Annotated in this window: 15 protein-coding genes and 1 pseudogene; 13 read left to right on the forward strand and 3 right to left on the reverse strand. The window is 65.5% G+C overall.

Translation table 11 applies throughout. The annotated features are described in order from the left end of the window. The first annotated feature begins 424 nt into the window (after positions 1-424). The 8 genes from KHO22_RS21915 (at position 425) to KHO22_RS21950 (ending at position 9748) form a co-directional block, all read left to right on the forward strand. Complete coding sequence (locus KHO22_RS21915) at positions 425-1243, forward strand: IclR family transcriptional regulator (protein WP_211949279.1); 819 nt, start codon at positions 425-427, stop codon at positions 1241-1243. 1 nt (position 1244) lies between these two features. After that, entirely contained in the window at positions 1245-2300 is a 1056-nt protein-coding gene (locus KHO22_RS21920; protein WP_211949280.1) for a cyclase family protein, read from the forward strand. A 35-nt stretch (positions 2301-2335) separates the two neighbouring features. Further along, positions 2336-3577, forward strand: coding sequence for an ABC transporter substrate-binding protein (locus KHO22_RS21925; protein ID WP_211949281.1), 1242 nt, complete (start codon positions 2336-2338; stop codon positions 3575-3577). A gap of 1 nt (position 3578) precedes the next feature. Continuing rightward, on the forward strand, positions 3579-4724 hold the full coding sequence (locus KHO22_RS21930) for a thiolase family protein (RefSeq protein WP_211949282.1): 1146 nt from the start codon (positions 3579-3581) through the stop codon (positions 4722-4724). Then, on the forward strand, positions 4721-5074 hold the full coding sequence (locus KHO22_RS21935; RefSeq protein WP_211949283.1) for a Zn-ribbon domain-containing OB-fold protein: 354 nt from the start codon (positions 4721-4723) through the stop codon (positions 5072-5074). Before KHO22_RS21930 ends, KHO22_RS21935 begins: the two co-directional genes overlap by 4 nt. Before the next feature lie 69 nt (positions 5075-5143). Beyond that, positions 5144-6130 carry a tripartite tricarboxylate transporter substrate binding protein gene (locus tag KHO22_RS21940; RefSeq protein ID WP_211949284.1) on the forward strand — a complete coding sequence of 329 codons (987 nt, stop codon included), beginning with the start codon at positions 5144-5146 and terminating at the stop codon, positions 6128-6130. A 43-nt stretch (positions 6131-6173) separates the two neighbouring features. Beyond that, a complete protein-coding gene (locus KHO22_RS21945) occupies positions 6174-8306 on the forward strand; it encodes an acetate--CoA ligase family protein (RefSeq protein WP_211949285.1) in 2133 nt (710 codons plus the stop codon). Positions 8307-8734: 428 nt separating this feature from the next. After that, positions 8735-9748: a Bug family tripartite tricarboxylate transporter substrate binding protein gene (locus KHO22_RS21950; RefSeq protein WP_211949286.1), complete on the forward strand. Its 1014-nt coding sequence runs from the start codon at positions 8735-8737 to the stop codon at positions 9746-9748. A gap of 134 nt (positions 9749-9882) precedes the next feature. Here the strand turns inward: KHO22_RS21950 and KHO22_RS21955 are convergent, their stop codons facing one another. Further along, on the reverse strand, positions 9883-11478 hold the full coding sequence (locus KHO22_RS21955) for a diguanylate cyclase domain-containing protein (RefSeq protein WP_211949287.1): 1596 nt from the start codon (positions 11476-11478) through the stop codon (positions 9883-9885). 544 nt (positions 11479-12022) lie between these two features. On the opposite strand from KHO22_RS21955, the gene KHO22_RS21960 reads away from it, so the two are divergent. Beyond that, positions 12023-12307, forward strand: a complete 285-nt coding sequence (locus KHO22_RS21960; RefSeq protein ID WP_230426959.1) for a helix-turn-helix domain-containing protein — start codon at positions 12023-12025, stop codon at positions 12305-12307. 63 nt (positions 12308-12370) lie between these two features. Here KHO22_RS21960 and KHO22_RS21965 read toward each other — a convergent pair. After that, positions 12371-12525, reverse strand: a pseudogene (locus KHO22_RS21965) (IS6 family transposase); the annotation flags it as partial. Between the two features lie 18 nt (positions 12526-12543). Next, a complete protein-coding gene (locus KHO22_RS21970; protein WP_211949288.1) occupies positions 12544-13431 on the reverse strand; it encodes a LysR family transcriptional regulator in 888 nt (295 codons plus the stop codon). A gap of 177 nt (positions 13432-13608) precedes the next feature. Here KHO22_RS21970 and KHO22_RS21975 point away from each other — a divergent pair, with 177 nt between their 5' ends. The 4 genes from KHO22_RS21975 to KHO22_RS21990 are packed head-to-tail and all read left to right on the forward strand — an operon-like array spanning position 13609 to position 17527. Then, positions 13609-14739 carry a C45 family autoproteolytic acyltransferase/hydrolase gene (locus KHO22_RS21975; protein ID WP_230426960.1) on the forward strand — a complete coding sequence of 377 codons (1131 nt, stop codon included), beginning with the start codon at positions 13609-13611 and terminating at the stop codon, positions 14737-14739. 52 nt (positions 14740-14791) lie between these two features. Further along, positions 14792-15793: a Bug family tripartite tricarboxylate transporter substrate binding protein gene (locus KHO22_RS21980; protein ID WP_211949289.1), complete on the forward strand. Its 1002-nt coding sequence runs from the start codon at positions 14792-14794 to the stop codon at positions 15791-15793. 19 nt (positions 15794-15812) lie between these two features. Then, positions 15813-16643, forward strand: coding sequence for a polysaccharide deacetylase family protein (locus KHO22_RS21985; RefSeq protein ID WP_211949290.1), 831 nt, complete (start codon positions 15813-15815; stop codon positions 16641-16643). Further along, on the forward strand, positions 16640-17527 hold the full coding sequence (locus KHO22_RS21990; protein WP_211949291.1) for a polysaccharide deacetylase family protein: 888 nt from the start codon (positions 16640-16642) through the stop codon (positions 17525-17527). Before KHO22_RS21985 ends, KHO22_RS21990 begins: the two co-directional genes overlap by 4 nt. Positions 17528-17534: the final 7 nt, after the last annotated feature.

The following is a 17534-nucleotide window of genomic DNA, read 5'->3' on the forward strand; positions in this document are numbered from 1 at the left end:
AGGTCAACCCGGCATTTTGCCTCGATAAGCCGGCTATACAATCCCAATGGTCATTGACAAAATGTCAAATATAACTTGACGATGCACCGCGTAATCGAACAGGAGCCGTTTGCGCCCTGATATTCAGCCAGGAAGTGCATCGATCAGCACTCATCGGACCGCAATGCCGGTCCGCGACGCGTCGATACGGTACATCATCCTCCGCTACGCTGAAGCGTCAGGATGCCCCGAACCCTGAACTAGCCGCGCGGCCCCGCGCGGGGGCGGGTGTCATGACCGCATCGCGGCGGATGCCGCTCCGGCAGCCCCGGGAGTTTCAACGGGCAAAATTTTTCTGCGTCGCAAAATGACGGCACTTGCCGGTTGGCCTATAACCGCTCCTGCAGGTTTCACGTGACGAAAACCTGGCAAGGAGACAACCGGCGTGACCACTCCCAGCACTTCGCTGCAGAAGGCCTGTCGCCTGCTGCGCGCGCTGACCGATGCCCGCAACAGCCGCCTGACCGACCTCGCGAACGCCGCCGGCGTGGACAAGGCGTCGGCGCTGCGCCTGCTGGAAACGCTGGTGGCGGAAGGCATGGTGCAACGCGACCCGGCCACCAAGGCGTTCACGCCCGGCCCGGAATGGCTGACGCTGCATGCCACCACCGTGCAGCGTACCGACCTGCGCCCGCTGGTCCGGCCCGCGCTGATCCGGCTGGCCAATGCCTTCCAGGACAGCGCCATCCTGTCCGTGCCCAGCGGCTGCGAGTCGGTGTGCATCGAGCTGCGGCTGGGCACCTTCCCGATCCGCGCCAATTACCTGGACGTCGGCAGCCGCCGGCCGCTGGGTATTGGCGCGGGTAGCCTGGCGTTGCTGGCCGCGCTGCCCGACACCGAGGTGGAGGCCGTGCTCGACGGCATCGCGCCGGCCATGCGCCGCTACCCGCGCTTCAGCCGGCCCATGCTGCTTGGCCACGTGCAGGCCACGCGCGAGCGCGGCTACGCGGTGCTGCTGGACGTGGTGATTGAGCGCATGGGCGGCATCGCCATCGCGCTGCCCGGCCCCGACGGCTATCCGCTGGGTGCGATCAGCATCGCGGCGCTCAATGAACGCATCACCGACCGCGAAGCCGCCATGGCGCGCGCGCTGCGGCGCGAGGCCGATGCCATCTGCCAGACCTGGCACCCGCGCGCGGGCGCCACCCCCGGCACAGAACAAGAACGGCCGGCCGCCCGGCCCCGCACACGAGAGGAGGCATGACATGCGCTGGAAGCAACGTCCGCAAGGTTCGAACTGGGGCGATTTCGGGCCCGACGACCAGCTCGGCCGCATCAACCTGATCGGCCCCGAGCAGGTCGTGAAAGGCGCGCGCGAGGTCCAGGCCGGCCTCAGCTTCTGCCTGTCGCTGCCGCTCGACTACCCGGGCGGCAACAAGCTCAATCCGCGCCGCCACCCGCCGGTGCTGCGCCCGACCTTCCGCGACGACATCCCGTACGTGAACTTCCCGCTGGCAAAAGTCGACCCGGCCGCCACCGACGTCATCAGCGACGACCAGGTGCTGATGTGCCTGCAGTACAGCACCCAGTGGGACTCGCTCGCGCACGTGGGCGCGCTGTTCGATGCCGACGGCGATGGCAGGCCCGAGCGCGTCTACTACAACGGCTACCGCGCCAACGAGCATATCGTCGGCCCCGTGGACTACGCCGAGGACGATCACTTCGCCGCCCACCCATGCGGGCACGACCACAGCGCCGCGCAGGCGCTGGGCATCGAGAACTTCGCGGCCAAGGGCATGCAGGGCCGCGGCGTGCTGGTGGACCTGGCGCACGCCTTCGGCATGGACTTCCGCAACGTCGGCTATGACGACCTGATGCATGCCATGGACGCGGCCAACGCTGAAGTCGAGCCCGGAGACATGCTGCTGCTGCGCACCGGCTTTGCCGAAATCGTCCTGTCGATGCAGCGCGAGCCCGACGAAGCGGTGCTGCACCACAGCTGCTGCGCGCTCGACGGGCGCGACGACAGGCTGCTGCAATGGATCACCGATACCGGCATTGCCGCGCTGGTCGCCGACAACTACGCCGTCGAGCGCTACCCGGCCCGCCCCGCGCCCGATGGCGACACGCACCACCCGCTGCTGCCGCTGCACCACCACTGCCTGTTCAAGCTGGGCCTGCCGCTGGGCGAGCTGTGGTACCTGCGCGAACTGGCGGACTGGCTGCGCGCCAATGGGCGCACCCGTTTCCAGCTCACCGCCCCGCCGCTGCGCCTGCCGGGCGCGGTGGGCTCGCCGGTGACACCGATCGCCACGGTCTGACCACGCCACACGACACGACACGCCAGGGAGACGACATGAAGCTACGCCATTCGATGTTCCGCAAGGCCGCCGGCACGCTGACCATGGCCGCCGCGCTTGCCTGCGGCGCCGTGCAGGCCCAGACAACCGCAGCAATCTCCGACGACGTGGTCAGGATCGGCATGCTGCTCGACATGAGCGGCCTGTACGCCGACGTCACCGGCCGCGGCAGCGCCACCGCGGCGCAGATGGCCATCGACGATTTCGGCGGCAAGGTGCTGGGCAAGAAGATCGAGCTCGTGGTGGTCGATCACCAGAACAAGGCCGACATCGCCGCCAACAAGGCGCGCGAGTGGTTTGACACCGGCCATGTCGATGCCATCCTCGACGTGGCGGCATCCGCGCCGGCGCTGGCCGTGCTGGACGTGGCCAAGCAGAAGAACCGCATCGTGGTGTTCTCGGGCCCCGGCAGCGAGCGCATCACCAACGACCTGTGCACGCCAGTGTCGGTGCATTACGCGTACGACACCTATGCGCTCGCCAATACCACCGCGCGCGCCATGGTGCAGCGTGGCGGCAAGACCTGGTTCTTCCTGACCGCCGACTACGCCTTCGGGCACACGCTGCAGGCATCGGCCACCGCGGTGATCAACGAAGCCGGCGGCAAGGTGCTGGGCGCCGCGCGCCACCCGATCGGCGCCAGCGACTTCGCGTCCTACCTGCTGCAGGCACAGGCCAGCAAGGCACAGGTGGTCGGCCTGGCCAATGCGGGCGGCGACACCGTCAACGCCATCAAGGCCGCGTCGGAATTCGGCCTGACCCGCAACGGCGCCCAGCGCCTGGCCGGCCTGCTGCTCTATATCAACGATATCCATGCGATCGGCCTGAAGACGGCGAGCGGGCTGGTGCTGACCGAGGCGTTCTACTGGGACATGAACGACGCCACGCGGGCCTGGTCGCGGCGCTACTTCGAAAAGGTGAAGAAGATGCCGAACATGAGCCAGGCGGGCGCCTATTCATCGGTCATGCACTACCTGAAAGCCGTACAGGCCGCCGGCACCGACGAAACCGCCGCGGTAATGAAGAAGATGAAATCCATGCCGATCAATGACTTCTTCGCGAAGAACGGCCGCATCCGCGAAGACGGCCGCATGATCCACGACATGTACCTGTTCGAGGTGAAGAGCCCGGCGGAATCCAGGTATCCGTGGGACTACTACAAGGTGCTGGCGACGGTGCCGGGCGAACAGGCCTTCATGCCGGCGGCGAAGTCGCAGTGCCCGCTGCTCAAGCACTGATATGGCGAGCAAGAGCTATCTGCGCGGTACCGGCAATACGCGCTTCGGCCGGCTGGAGGGCAGCACGCCGCTGACGCTGATGGCGCAGGCCGCCGATGCCGCGCTGGCCGATGGTGGGCTGGCACGCGCCGACATCGACGGCGTGCTGTGCGGCTATGCCACCACGCTGCCGCACCTGATGCTGGCCGACCGCTTCTGCGAGTACGCCTCGCTCACGCCGGCCTATGCGCATGGCGTGGCCGCGGGCGGCGCCACCGGCGGCGTGATGGCGATGCTCGCGCACGAACTAGTGCGCGCCGGCCGCTGCCGCCACGTGCTGGTGGTGGCCGGCGAAAACCGGCTCAGCGGCCAGAGCCGCGACCAGTCGATCCAGACCCTGGCGCAGGTCGGCGAACCGCATGCCGAAGTGCCCAACGGTGCCTCGGTGCCGGCCTACTACGCGCTGCTGGCCTCGCGCTACCTGCATGAAGCCGGCATGGATGCCGATGCGCTGTCGGGCTTTGCCGTGCTGATGCGCGAACACGCCGCGAGCCATCCCGATGCGCACCTGCGCGAACCGCTGTCGCTGGCCGACGCGCGGGCAGCGCGCGCCATCGCCACGCCGCTGCGCCTGTCGGATTGCTGCCCGATTTCCGATGGCGCGGTCGCCGTGGTCGTGTCCGCCGAGCCCGGTGCCGGCACGCCGGTGCGCATCGCCGGCGCGGGCCAGGCCCACCGGCACCAGCACCTGAGCGCGATCGACGACGTCATGCAGACCGGCGCCGCCGACGCCGCGCGGCGCGCGTTTGCCGAGGCCGGCGGCGGCGCGGACAGCATCGACTACCTGGCGGTCTACGACTCGTTCACCATCACGCTGGTGATGCTGCTGGAGGAGCTTGGGCTGGCCGGACGCGGGCAGGCGCATGCGCGGTTGCGCGGGGGCGACTTCGGGCGCGACGGCCCACTGGCGCTGAACACGCACGGCGGCTTGCTTGCCTTCGGGCACTCGGGCGTGGCCGGTGGCCTGATGCACCTGGCCGAAGCCGCGCGCCAGCTCGCCGGCCGCGCCGGCGCACGCCAGGCCGGCACGCGCCGGCGCGCGCTGTTCCATGCCGATGGCGGCGTGCTGTCATCCCACGTCAGCCTGGTGCTGGAGGCCATGCCATGACCCATCCGTACACAGCGGGCCTGGGCGCCGGCGTGGTGCGCTACCAGTGCTGCCGCGACTGCGGCGCCTGGCAGCCGATGGAGCGCCACGCGTGCCGAGCCTGCGGCGGCCTGCAGTTGAGCTGGCGCGATGCCGTCGGACTGGCAACCGTCCACGCCGTGACCGAGATCAGCCGCGCGCCGGACGAAGCGTTTCGCGCGCTCGCGCCCTACACGCTGGTGCTGGCCACGCTCGACGAAGGCCCGCGCGTGATGGGCCATGCCGAGCCCGGCGTGGCCATCGGCGACCGGGTGCGGGCGGGCTTCCTGCGTTTCGGCGAAGGCACGCTGCTGCGTTTCCGGCGCGAATAGCGCCGCCGCTGGCGCCTTGCCGGCAAGCGCCTGTCCGTCCCGGCCGGCATCCACAACCGGAGTACCCCTTTGGCACCGAATCGATCCCGGCGGCACGCGTTCGCCCTGATTTCCTGTCTGGCCCTGTCCGCAACGGCCTTGCCGGCCGCGCAGGCACAGTCGTTCCCGCACAAGCCGATCCGGCTGGTAGTGCCCTATCCGCCGGGCGGCCCGACCGATATCGTCGCCCGCGTGGTCGGGCAGAAGCTGTCCGAGAAGCTCGGCCAGCCGCTGGTGGTGGAAAACCGTCCGGGTGCCGGCGGCAATATCGGCGCCGAAGCCGTCGCGAAGGCCGCGCCTGACGGCTACACACTGCTGGTCGCCACGACCGCGCACGCCATCAACATGACGCTGTTCAGCAAGCCCGGCTACGACACGCGCAGGGATTTCGCGCCCGTCAGCATGCTCACGCGCGGCCCGCTGGTGCTGGTGACCGCGCCGGCCACGCCGGCCGGCAACGTGGCCGAGCTGATCGCGCTGGCCAGGGCCAGGCCGGGACAGGTCACCTTTGCCAGCTCCGGCAACGGCCAGTCGACCCATCTCGCCGCGGAACTGTTCAATAGCATGGCCGGCGTCCATATGACGCACGTGCCGTACAAGGGCAGCGCACCCGCGCTGACCGACGTGATGGGCGGCCAGGCCACGGTGATGTTCGACACCATGCTGTCCGCCATGCCGTTCGTGCGCGACGGCAAGCTCAAGGCGCTCGCCATCACGGGCGCCACGCGCTCGCCCGCCGCGCCGGACACGTCGACCATCGCCCAGTCCGGCCTGCCCGGCTACGAGGCCAGCGCGTGGAACGCGCTGCTGGCCCCGGCCGGCACGCCGCCCGCTGTCCTCGGCACGCTCAACGGCGCCCTCAAGGCCGTCCTGCAGGATCCGGACGTGCGCGCGCGCTTCGCCACGCAGGGCTTCGCCGCCGAATGGACCGATCCCCCCGCCACCGTCCGTTTCATCGGGCAGGAGATCGACAAGTGGTCCAGGGTCGTCAAGACCTCGGGCGCCACCGTCGACTGACCTCTCACAACTCCGCTCTCACCACTCCGCTTACGCCTTGCTCATGACCGCCCCACTCCAGTCCCTGCTCTCCCCGCGCTCGATTGCCGTGATCGGTGCCTCCGACAATATCCACAAGATCGGCGGCCGGCCCATCCACTACATGAAGACGCACGGCTACGCCGGCACGCTCTACCCCGTCAATCCGCAGCGCGACACCATCCAGGGCCTGCGTGCCTATCCCACGCTGGACGCGCTGCCGCAAGTCCCGGAGCTGGCCATCATCATCGTGGCCGGCGAGGCTGCGGTGCAGGCCGTGCGTGACTGCGCGCGGCTTGGCGTGGCGGCGGCCATCGTGATCGCCTCGGGCTTTGGCGAGGCCGGCGCCGAAGGCCGCCGCCAGCAGGACGAGATGGTGCGCGCCGCGCGTGCCGGCGGCCTGCGGCTGGTGGGCCCGAACAGCCAGGGGCTGGCCAACTTCGGCAGCGGCGCGATCGCCAGCTTCTCCACCATGTTCATCGAGGTGCCGCCGCACGACGGGCCGGTGGCCGTGGTCAGCCAGAGCGGCGGCGTGGCGGCCATGGTCTACGGGCTGCTGCGCGGCCAGGGCATCGGCGTGCGCCATATGCACGCCACCGGCAACCAGGCCGACGTTACGGTCAGCGAACTTGCGCTGGCCGTCGCGCATGACCCCGGCGTGCGGCTGGTGCTGCTGTACCTGGAAAGCCTGACCGATCCCGAGGTGCTGGCCGAAGCCGCGCGCGTGGCGCGGGCCCGCAACGTGCCGGTCGTGGCGGTCAAGGCGGGCCGCTCGCAGGATGGCCAGCGCGCCGCGGCCTCCCATACGGGCGCCATCGCCAACGAAGACCGCGCCGTCGATGCCTTCCTTGCCCGCCACGGCATCTGGCGCGTGGACGATGCGCATGCGCTGGCGCGCTGCGCGCCGATGTACCTGCGTGGGTGGGACGCCGCAGGCCGCCGGCTGGTGGTGGTGAGCAACTCGGGCGCGAGCTGCGTCATGGCGGCCGACGCGGCGCAGACGTTCGGACTGACGCTTGCGCCGCTGTCCGAGACCACGCGGGCCGCGCTGGCCGAACGCCTGCCGGGCTTTGCCACCACCACGAACCCGGTCGATGTCACCGCGGCGCTGCTCTCCAACAGCGCGCTGTTCGGCGAGGTGCTGCCCGTGGTGGCAAGGGATCCCGCCGCCGACCTGTTCCTGCTCGACATCCCCGTCTCCGGCATGGGCTACGACGTGCCGCGCTTTGCGCGCGACGCCGCTGCGTTTGCCGACACCTCAGGCAAGCCCATCGCGGTCGCGGCCTGGCAGCAGCCGGTGGCCGAGGCATTCCGCGAAGCCGGTGTACCGACCTACGCCAACGGCACCGAAGCGCTGTCGGCCTTCTCGCAACTGGTCTCGCACCAGCAGCGCCTGCGCCAGATCGCGGCCGAAGGCGAGCCGCCAGTGCCGGCACGCCCCGCGCCGCCAGTCGCTGCTGCGGGCGTGACGCTGAGCGAGGCCGCCAGCCTTGCCCGGCTGGTGGCCGCCGGCATGCCGGTGGTCGAGCACTACGTCTGCCACGACGTCGATGCCGCGGTGGCGGCATGGCAACGCATCGGCGCCCCTGTGGCGGTCAAGGCAAGCTCCCCACAGGTGCCGCACAAGAGCGAGCACGGGCTGGTGGCCCTGCACTGCAACGATCCGGAGGCGGTCGCCAGCGCCTTTGCGGCCCAGACCCGCACGCTGCGGGCCATGGGTGCCACGTGCGAGGGCGTGGTGGTCGCGCGCATGTCGCGCGGCCAGCGCGAGTGCATGATCGGCGCGCACTGGGATCCGGTATTCGGCGCAGTCCTGGTGATTGGCGATGGAGGCAAGTATGTCGAGGTGCTGCGCGACACCGCGGTGCTGCTCGCCCCCTGCGGCGAGGCCGAGGTGGAGCGCGCGCTGGCCGGCCTGCGCATCGCCCCGCTGCTGCGGGGCGTGCGCAACGAGCCGGCCGTGGACATTGCGGCGCTGTGCCGGCTGGCCGTCCAGGTGGGTGAACTGGTCCATGAGGCCAGTGGCTCCATACACTCGATCGACCTCAACCCGGTGATGGCAAGCCCGGATGGCGTGGTGGTGGTGGATGCACTGCTCGAGGTCGCGGCAACCCCGCATCAGGGAACCGCTGATCGCATCGCTGCCGATTCAGCCTGAAGGTTCGATACGAGCGATAGGCCATGTGCACTGGCTTGCTGGAGCCGGCCAGGGTCTGTTCCATATAGAACCTGCGTGCGCAAGGGGATACGCGGCGCAGTGCCAGGCGCTGGTCGCGCCGCCGTCAGCAGTCTGAGCGACGACTTGCATCCCACCCCATCGTTTCGCCCAGCCGCCAAGTCGACAATGCCTTCACCCCTTGTGAAATCGGCCTCATCTTGGCCGGATTCCGCCTCAATCAGTCGCACAGGGTGCACGTCCGCTTGACGAAGCTGCACTATTAGGCCGTGCGCCGGCCAATCTATCCACTGGACCCGGATACTGCTCCGAATACGCATAGCTGACACGGCTGCAAGCACCGGGCGATCAGGTGCGGCGTGTCCGCATCCGATCGCAGCCAATCCGGCAATGGCACAAGGGAACAGACCATGAAACTGCACGCTCGATTCCGCAGACGTCTTCGCGACTGTCTGATGATCAGCGCATTGACCTCGACACTGTGTGCATTCGGCACGAATAGCGCCCTCGCTGCCGGTCAGCAGGCTTGGCCGGCGCGCGCCATCACGTTATTGGTGCCAATCGCCGCTGGCGGCGGCACGGACATCATTGCCCGCGCAGTTGGCGAAAAACTGGCGGCTGAACTGGGCCAGCCGATCATAGTCAAGAACCAGGCAGGTGCGAATGGGGCGATTGGCAGCGCGGCGGTTGCCCGTGCCCCGGCGGACGGCTACACCATTCTGGTCGGATCGATCGGCACCCACGCGGCCAATCAATGCCTATACAAGCTGCCTTACGACCCGGTGCAAGACTTTACCCCGGTGGCACTGCTGGCCAAATATAACAATGTTGTTATGGTGCGACGCGATTCTCCCATCAAATCTCTTGATGACCTGGTCAAGCTCGCCAAAGCCCATCCGGCCACTCTGACGTATGCCATCACCGTGGTCGGCAGTTCTGCGCACCTGGCACTGGAGCGATTCAAGTCCGAAGCAGGCCTGGACATGTTGGGAGTACCGTACAACGGAGCTGTTCCCGCAACGGTAGATGTCCTGGGAGGCCAGGTCGATTTCATGCTGGACACCGTGGTGTCGCAGTATGGAAATCTGACGTCCGGCAGAGCCCGCGCATTGGCGACCACAATGGGCGAAAGGCGATCGGACATCTTGCCCAAGGTGCCGACAATCGCCGAACAGGGTTACCCGAAATACGATGTCGCTGGCTGGACCGGCCTGTTCGTACGGTCCGGCACGTCCGCGGAAATCGTCGAGAAAATCAGCACGGCTCTGCAGCGCGTCTACGCCACGGGCAAATTGCAAAAGCTGCTGGGTAGCCAGGGCCTCGACGTCACCACGAACACGCAAGCAGAATTCGCCGCCTTCGTTGCCAAAGAGCGTCAGACTTGGTGCGACGTTATCAAGACGGCCAACATCAAGGTCGAGTGACTATGGGGAGAGACGGGCGATATCCTGCGCCATGTATTGGGCAAGCCCGTTCCTGGCTGGCGCTCACCTTCTGGCCGAAAAAGAGCGACCTGACCATGCGCGGACTCAAATCGATGGGCTATCTCACGCGCGCTTCAGGCGACCAGGGGCATGGGCGACTCTTCATTCTTCGCCCTTGCTGATTCGGCCGCGGCCTCTTCAAAGAACCGCACCGCGTTCTTCCCCGCGCGCTTGGCGGCGTACATAGCGTGGTCGGCCCGCTCGACGAGCAGCCTGGGGTCGACACCATCATCCGGATAGACGCTGATCCCGATGCTCGGCGTGACTTGAACTGTGTTGCCTACCGCCAGGATGGGCTCCCCGACCGAGGCCAGGAGCTTGCTTGCGATCGGCTCGATCTGGAAATGCGCATGCAGATCTTCCAGCACGACGGCGAACTCGTCGCCGCCCAGCCGTGCGACGGTGTCCGCTTCGCGCAATCCACCGCGCAGTCGCTGCGCTACCGTGCGCAGCGTTTCGTCCCCGGCCTGGTGCCCGAGGCTGTCGTTGATCTCCTTGAAGTGGTCAAGATCCACGAACATGACAGCGACCAGCGAAGATGCGCGATGCGCACGCGCGATCGCGTGTTTCAGGCGCTCATTGAACAACAGGCGATTGGGCAAGTCCGTCAGCGGATCGTGGGTCGCCAGGTACTCTCGCTGCTCTTCCTCCATCTTCTGTCTGGTAATGTCCGAACAAATGGCGGCATAGTGGGCGTCGTCGGCGCCGCCAATCCTGGAGATCGAGATGGACTCGAGATAGAGCTCACCACACTTCCGGCGATTCCAGATTTCCCCTGTCCAACTACCATCGGCTTCCAGGCACCGGAACATCTCCCGATAGAACTCCGGCGGCTGCCGGCCGGAACTCCACATGCTTGGGTTGCGGCCCAATACCTCGGCCTCGGTGTAGCCGGTGAGCTTGGTGAAGGCGGGGTTGACCTTCGTAATCGTTCCGACCTTGTCCGTGATGATGACGCTATCCGTGGACATCTTGTAGACCTGATCGACCATGAGCAAATGCTCAATGGATTCCTGGACAGCGTCGTCCCGCTGCCGCATCAGCCGCAGCGCCAACGTCATGACCCCGATGACAGCCAGCACAAATATAGCGATGGCCGTGCCGGTGACGACCCGGATCGTCGACGCGCTTTTTGCTACAAAGCTGGCGGCCTGGGCCGCATTCACGTCAATGTCTTTCGTGATCCGTTCGTCCATCTGGTCGAGGAACGGGATGTAGGTCAAGAGCCATTGCATCGCGTCGTCGTAGTTGCCCGTGCCGAGATGATCGAGGCTACCGTGGATGATCGCCACGAAGCGCGGCATGTCGACGACGAGCTGACGGGCTAGCTCGGCCTCTCTAGGGCTGCTGACACCCGCCGGATAGTAGAGTGCCCATTCGCGCTCGCTCAGCGCCAGCTTCTCGCGCATCTGTGCCAGAAGCTCATTTGTTTGCGCGGGGTCACGTTGTGCCAGGATTCGCCATTGCAGCCGCCTGATGTTGGTCTCCGCGGCACGGATGTCGGCCAGATGCGTGATCGGTTCTGTATTGCCGTAGTACATCGTGTGGAGGAACGAGTCGAGCTCCTTCATCGTCATCGCACTGATGACGATCAGTGCAGAGAGGGCCGCAACACCGGAAAATGCCGCCGCTGCGAGTCGCGATCGTGATCTTCGCAAATAGGCTTTCAATCGATGTTCTCCCTGGCAACCGGAGCCGCGCCCGCGGCAACATGGCAGCTTGTAACGGCAAGTTACGCTGTTACCTAATTGTGACAATCCATCAGAATCCTGGGAGCTAGCAAACTTGATCTTGCACAAATTCGGTACTGTCGATTCCCGGCGTAGTTGAGCTCTGCCCGCGTAAGAAGGAGCAGGCGCCCACCGCGCTTCGTTTCGCACTGATGGCGCTCACCGCTGCCAGTACCTGCTCCAGACTGTCGAGCTCCCCGATTCGGTGGCCAGCTCCAATTCGGCGCTGTCACGTAGCCGAATGGAGTCATGCAAGCCCGGACGATGAAGGGCGAATCGCGCTACCAGGGCCATTGATTTCCATCGGTGATTATTTCTGCCTCCACGATCGACCAGTACCTTTGCGTATTTTCCGCACAGCGCCGGATCGCTTGGCATTTCCCGACGCTAAGCCAGTGAGACGTTCATCCTGAAAAAAAATCATCTGATTTGGAAAATTGTCGTCGACGTGTCCGCGGATCACGAGAAGGACACCCGAGAGTAGATGTCACGATTGGTGTGTGGTCAATTGGTGGACACAGGCGGCACAGTTGCACCAATGAACATGAGCCTACGACGTCGCTTCGGCATGCGCATTCGTGAACTGCGACAAGCTATCGGACTATCCCAGGAAGCCCTTGCCGACCAGGCGGGATTCGCACGAACCTATCTGAGTCGCATTGAAACCGGCGGAGCAAATCCGTCGCTGGACGCCATCGAAACGCTGGCGACAGCGCTGCAGATAAATGTCGAGAGTCTCTTTGTCGTCTCGAAAGAGACGCTGGAATGACTCCTGCCCCCGGGGCTCTGTCGCGGTAAGGGAGTGAAGGCGCAGAAAGTCCGATGTGCGCGATAGCCTTATGCTCTCGTAGCTGACGACCATGCCGCGCTCAAACAGCAGATCCTCGATGTCGCGCAGGCTCAGCTAGATGCGAAAATGCCAGCGCACCGCACAACTGATGACAACGGCAGGGAACGGTGACCGTGATACAGCGGCTTCTTTTTCATCGCACCATCCTATGCGCCCTAGCCAACGTGACTGAGCTGCGCCACCACCGACCGCATCCAGCGGTGCGACGGAACCTCATCCCAACGCGCGTGCCACACCATGTTGTAGCGCGATTTCGGCAAGCTGAAGGCCAGGTCCTTCACGTGTAGCCGATGGAATCGTGCGATGTAGTTGGCCAGCCTGCGCGGCATCGTCACCGCCAGGTCGGTTTGCAGCAGGATCAGAGGCACGTGGCTCATGCTGGACACGTAGAGATCGAACCGACGCTGGTAGCCTGCGCCATGCAGCCAGGCGTCCACCTCATTGTTCTTGCCGTACATGTCCGTGGTGGTGACGAAACGCAGAGCGCTGAAGGCCGCGGGTGTCAAGCGCCGCCGCGCCGCAGGATGGCCATGCCGCAGCAGGCAGACGCGGTCGTCATCGAACAGGACCTGGCTGCGAATGCGTCCCCCCACGTCCTCGAAACGGCCGAGCGCGATATCGATGGAATGATCCTCCAGCTGCTTCTCAGGCAGTGCCACGCCTTGCATATTGACGAAGCTGAAGCGCACCAGCGGCGCATGGATATCGCAATAGCTGCGCAGGCTCGGCGCCAGCATCCATTCGAGGGTATGGCGCGCCGCGATGCGGAAGGTGCGTGTCGATTTGAGCGGGTCAAACGCGCCTCCGTCTTCCATGATGCTGCCGATGGCCGCCAGCGCCTCGCGCACCGTTGGCCGTATTTCCATCGCACGCGGTGTGGGCACGAGCCGGCGCTTGGTCAGCACGAACAGGGGGTCGCCAAACATCCGCCGCAGTTCGGCCAGTTTTCGACTGATGCCCGGCTGCGTCGTGTGCAGGCGTGCAGCCGTCTCGGTGGCGCTACGGGTTTCCATGAGAAGCTCGAATACCGTCAGCAGGTTCATGTTCATCTTGTGCAGGGTATCCAGTTCCATGGCGAGAGTCCTTGGTCCAATCCGGCTTAGGTCATATCAAAATCGGCATTATATGTTTCGCATAAATGATTTGAATGTATGAAAAAGCGTATTTAGCATCTTTCCTGACCCCGGGCCGACCTGGCCGGGCAAACCAGGAGAGCATGCATGAACAGGCAGGCCCAGATGCCATTTCCGCTGTACGAAGTCACTGGTGCCCCGCAGGAGCGCGGCCGCTCCTACGGCGAACAAGCAAGACAGCGCATCGTACGGTCCATCGAGCACTACAGCGAACAGGCCGCGAAGCTGAAGCTGGCGCCGCTGGAGATCGACAAGATCATCCACAGCTACATTCCCACGGTCCGCAAGTTCGACGAAAACTATCTTACGGAAATGCAGGGCATCGCGGACGGTGCCGGCGTGCGCCTGGAGGACATCCTCCTGCTGAACGCCCGCACCGAAATCATGAAGCTGGCGGTGCACCCCGACCTGCGCGCGCGCCTGCTGCGCGAGACCAACGACGGCTGCACCTCGGTCAAGGTAACGCGCGATGCCACCAGGGACGGCGAACTGATCCATGCCCAGAACTGGGACTGGAAGGAAGAGTGCGCAGAAACCGGCGTGGTGCTGCGCATCCTGCGCGAGGACGGCCCCGACCTGCTGACTTTCACCGAAGCCGGCATGCTGGCTCGCTCGGGCTTCAACGCCGCTGGTGTTTCCATCACCGGTAACAACCTGGAGTGCGACCGCGACTATCGCCAGATTGGCGTACCCCTGCCCCTCATCCGTCGCAAGGCCCTGGAGAGCGGCTTCGTCGCGCACGCCATGCACGCGGTGTACGCCACCCCCAAGACCGGCTCCAACAATATGGCGATCGCCCACGTGGGCGGCGTGATCATCAACTTCGAATGCGCTCCGGACGAGACCTTCCAGTTGCATCCGGAGAACGGCCTGCTGGTGCACGCCAACCACTGGCTCAGCCCGATCGCGCTGACCAGGCTCAAGGACATGGGTATCGCTTTCTCGCCCTGCACGCTGTACCGGGAACAGCGCGTGCGCGAACTGCTGGCGCCGCATGTAGGCCACATCACGATGGACGACGTCAAGCAGGCGCTGCTGGATGACTACCAGTCGCCCTGGTCGGTCTGCCGGCCGCCGCGCGGCGACTTTGGCCGTGACACCCGCAGCGCAACGGTCGCCACCGTCATCATGCGGCCCGCCGCCAACTATATGGAGGTGGCGAACCTGCCGGCGCTGGATCCGACCTTCACCCGGTACGAACTGCCGCAGCGGAGTTGATTGAACGCGCGATGCACGACACGCATCTCCACAAGACCATGGGAACCCAGTGATGAAGCCCACTCTCACCTGCCTCCTGCGCCTGGCGACCGGCGCCGCCCTCGCCGCCCTCGCCGCCCTGATGGCCGCGCCCGGCCTGTCGTCCGCCGCAGATACCTATCCCGACCACGCCATCCGCCTGATCGTTCCCTTCGCAGCGGGCGGCGGCACCGATATCATGGCGCGCATCATCGCGCAGGACGTCGGCAAGGAACTGGGCCAGACGATCGTCGTTGAGAACCGCCCGGGAGCCGGTGGCGGCATCGGCGCCGCCTTCGTCGGGCAATCCAGGCCTGACGGCTATACCCTGCTGGTCGGCTCGACCGGCACGCACAGCGCCAACATGTTCCTCTATTCCAGGCTGCCATACGACCCGGTCGGCGGCTTCACTCCGATTTCCGTGCTCGCCACCTTCGACAACGTCGTGGTCGTGCCCAAAGCATCCAAGACCCACACGCTCAAGGAGTTGATCGACAGCGCCAGGCAGAACGCGGGCAAGCTGAGCTACGGCGTCACGACCGTGGGCAGTTCCTCGCACCTGGCGGCCGAGAAGTTCAAGCGCGACGCTGGCATCGAAGCCAGTGCCGTGCCCTACAACGGCTCTGGCCAGGCGACGACGGATCTGTTGGCCGGCCGCCTGGACTTCATGCTCGACCTGGTCGGTACGCAGATCGGCAACATCAAGTCTGAAAGGCTGCGGCCCATTGCCACGACGGGTCTGAAGCGAAATGCCCTGCTCCCCAAAGTGCCCACCATCGCCGAATCGGGCTACCCGGGCTTCAGCGCCGTGGGCTGGATCGGCCTGTTTGGTCCCGCCAATATGCCTAGATCGACGGTGGACAAGCTCTACAAGGCCATCGACAAGGTCTACGCCTCGCCGGACTTCCAGGCCAATATGCGTGCGCGCTCCTTTGATATCGCCCAGATGCCGCCCGGCGAATTCACCAGGTTCCTGGCCAGTGAGCGCGAAAAGTGGGGTAGCGTGGTGCGTGAAGCGCATATCAAACTGGACTGACCAAAGCAGGAGGACAGCAATGAGTCAAGGAACGACTTTTCCTGAAGAGATGCGCTGTGTGGTGCTGATTGGCATCGACTTCGATGGCCCCAGCCACGAAGTCGGCCGCGGCATCGCGCCGCTGGGCAAGCATTCCTGGGGCAATTACTCGGCCCGCTGCGGCGTGCCGCGGCACATGGAGATGCTGGCGCGCCACGACGTCAAGGCCACCTTCTTCATTCCTGGCTATGATGCCGAACGGCACCCTCAGACCATCGAGCAGATTGATCGCAACGGCTTCGAAGTCGCCGCGCATGGCTATCTGCACGAGGCCTGGGAACTGGGCGCGGAAGAAGAGGAGGCGCTGCTGCGCAAGACCGACCGCATCCTCAAAGAGATCGTCAACAAGCCCGTGCTCGGGTGGCGCTCGCCGTCCGGCCGCAAGAGTGACCGCACCATGGCCGTGCTCAAGTCCATGGGCTACATCTACGACTCCAGCGACAAGGATTACGACCGTCCCTACCGCCTGCGCTTCGGCAAGGGCGAGGATGACATCATCATCGAACTGCCGAACAACACGTACAGCCTGGATGATTTCCCCTTCTACAAGTTCAGCTACACGCCGCCCTCGGAAGTACTGGACCAATGGAAGGCGGAATTCGACGCCATCTATGGCGCCGACCGATTCTTCGTGCTATCGCTGCATCGGCGCGCCGGCTGGGGCTCGGGCACACCCTCGCACACCCGCATCCTGTCGGACCTGATTGCCTATATGAAGAGCCACGACGGCGTACATTTCATGGAAGCGCGGGGCTTCGCCAAGTGGTGCCAGGAAAATGCCAACAACCTGGAAGAGGTCTCCTTCGCATGAGCACGCACACGTATACCTGGCCTCAAGGCGCGCGCACCGTCGTCCTGCTGAGCGTGAATTTCGACGCTGAATCTTTCGACCTCAGGGAAGCTGCGCCCGAACGCATGTTCGGCCGCTATTCCTACGGCCGCTACGGCGTGCGCGCGGGTTTTCCGCGCCTCGTCGAACTCCTTGGCAGGCACGGCGTGCCAGCCACCTTCTTCGTGCCGGGCGCCGATGCACGCCGTCATCCCGGACTCATTCGCGAACTGGCCAGCCACGGCCATGAAATCGCCGCCCGCGGCATCGACCTGGAGAACTTCGCGACCCTGGGCGACCGGGAAATCGAAGTGCTGAAGACCTCGCGGGATATGCTTGCCGACATCGCCGGCAAAGCGCCGCAGGGCTTCCGCGCGCCCGGCGGCGAGCTGTCCTCGAAGACCCTGCATCATCTGGCTGACCTGGGTTTTATCTATGACGCCAGCTTCCAGGATGCCGACTATCCCTATGTCTACGGATTGGGCGTCGGCAAGCAGCTCGTCGAACTGCCGTCCAGCTTCGCCCTGGACGACGCACCCATCTACTCCGCGCGCCACACCCACGCACGCCTGCAGGCCATATGGCGCGAGGAGATGCACGCGATGTACGCCGAAGCCACGCTGATACCCATCACCATCAGTCTGCGCGGCGACTTCGGCTCGACCCGCGCAGCGCGCATCGCTGTGCTGGATACGCTGCTGACGGAACTCAGGCAGTTGGGCGAGGTGCGCTTCATGACCTGCCAGCAGCTGGCTGAGCACACGTTGTCGCTGAACCTGACACCGGAGCCAGATCCCTATCTGGCCCACGCCGAGACCTTGTCCAGGACCGTGTATCGGGGCGATCTGGCGATCAAACCCCTGTAAGCGAGCG

Origin of the sequence: Cupriavidus yeoncheonensis (genome assembly GCF_905397275.1) — a bacterium.
Classification (GTDB): Bacteria; Pseudomonadota; Gammaproteobacteria; order Burkholderiales; family Burkholderiaceae; genus Cupriavidus; species Cupriavidus yeoncheonensis.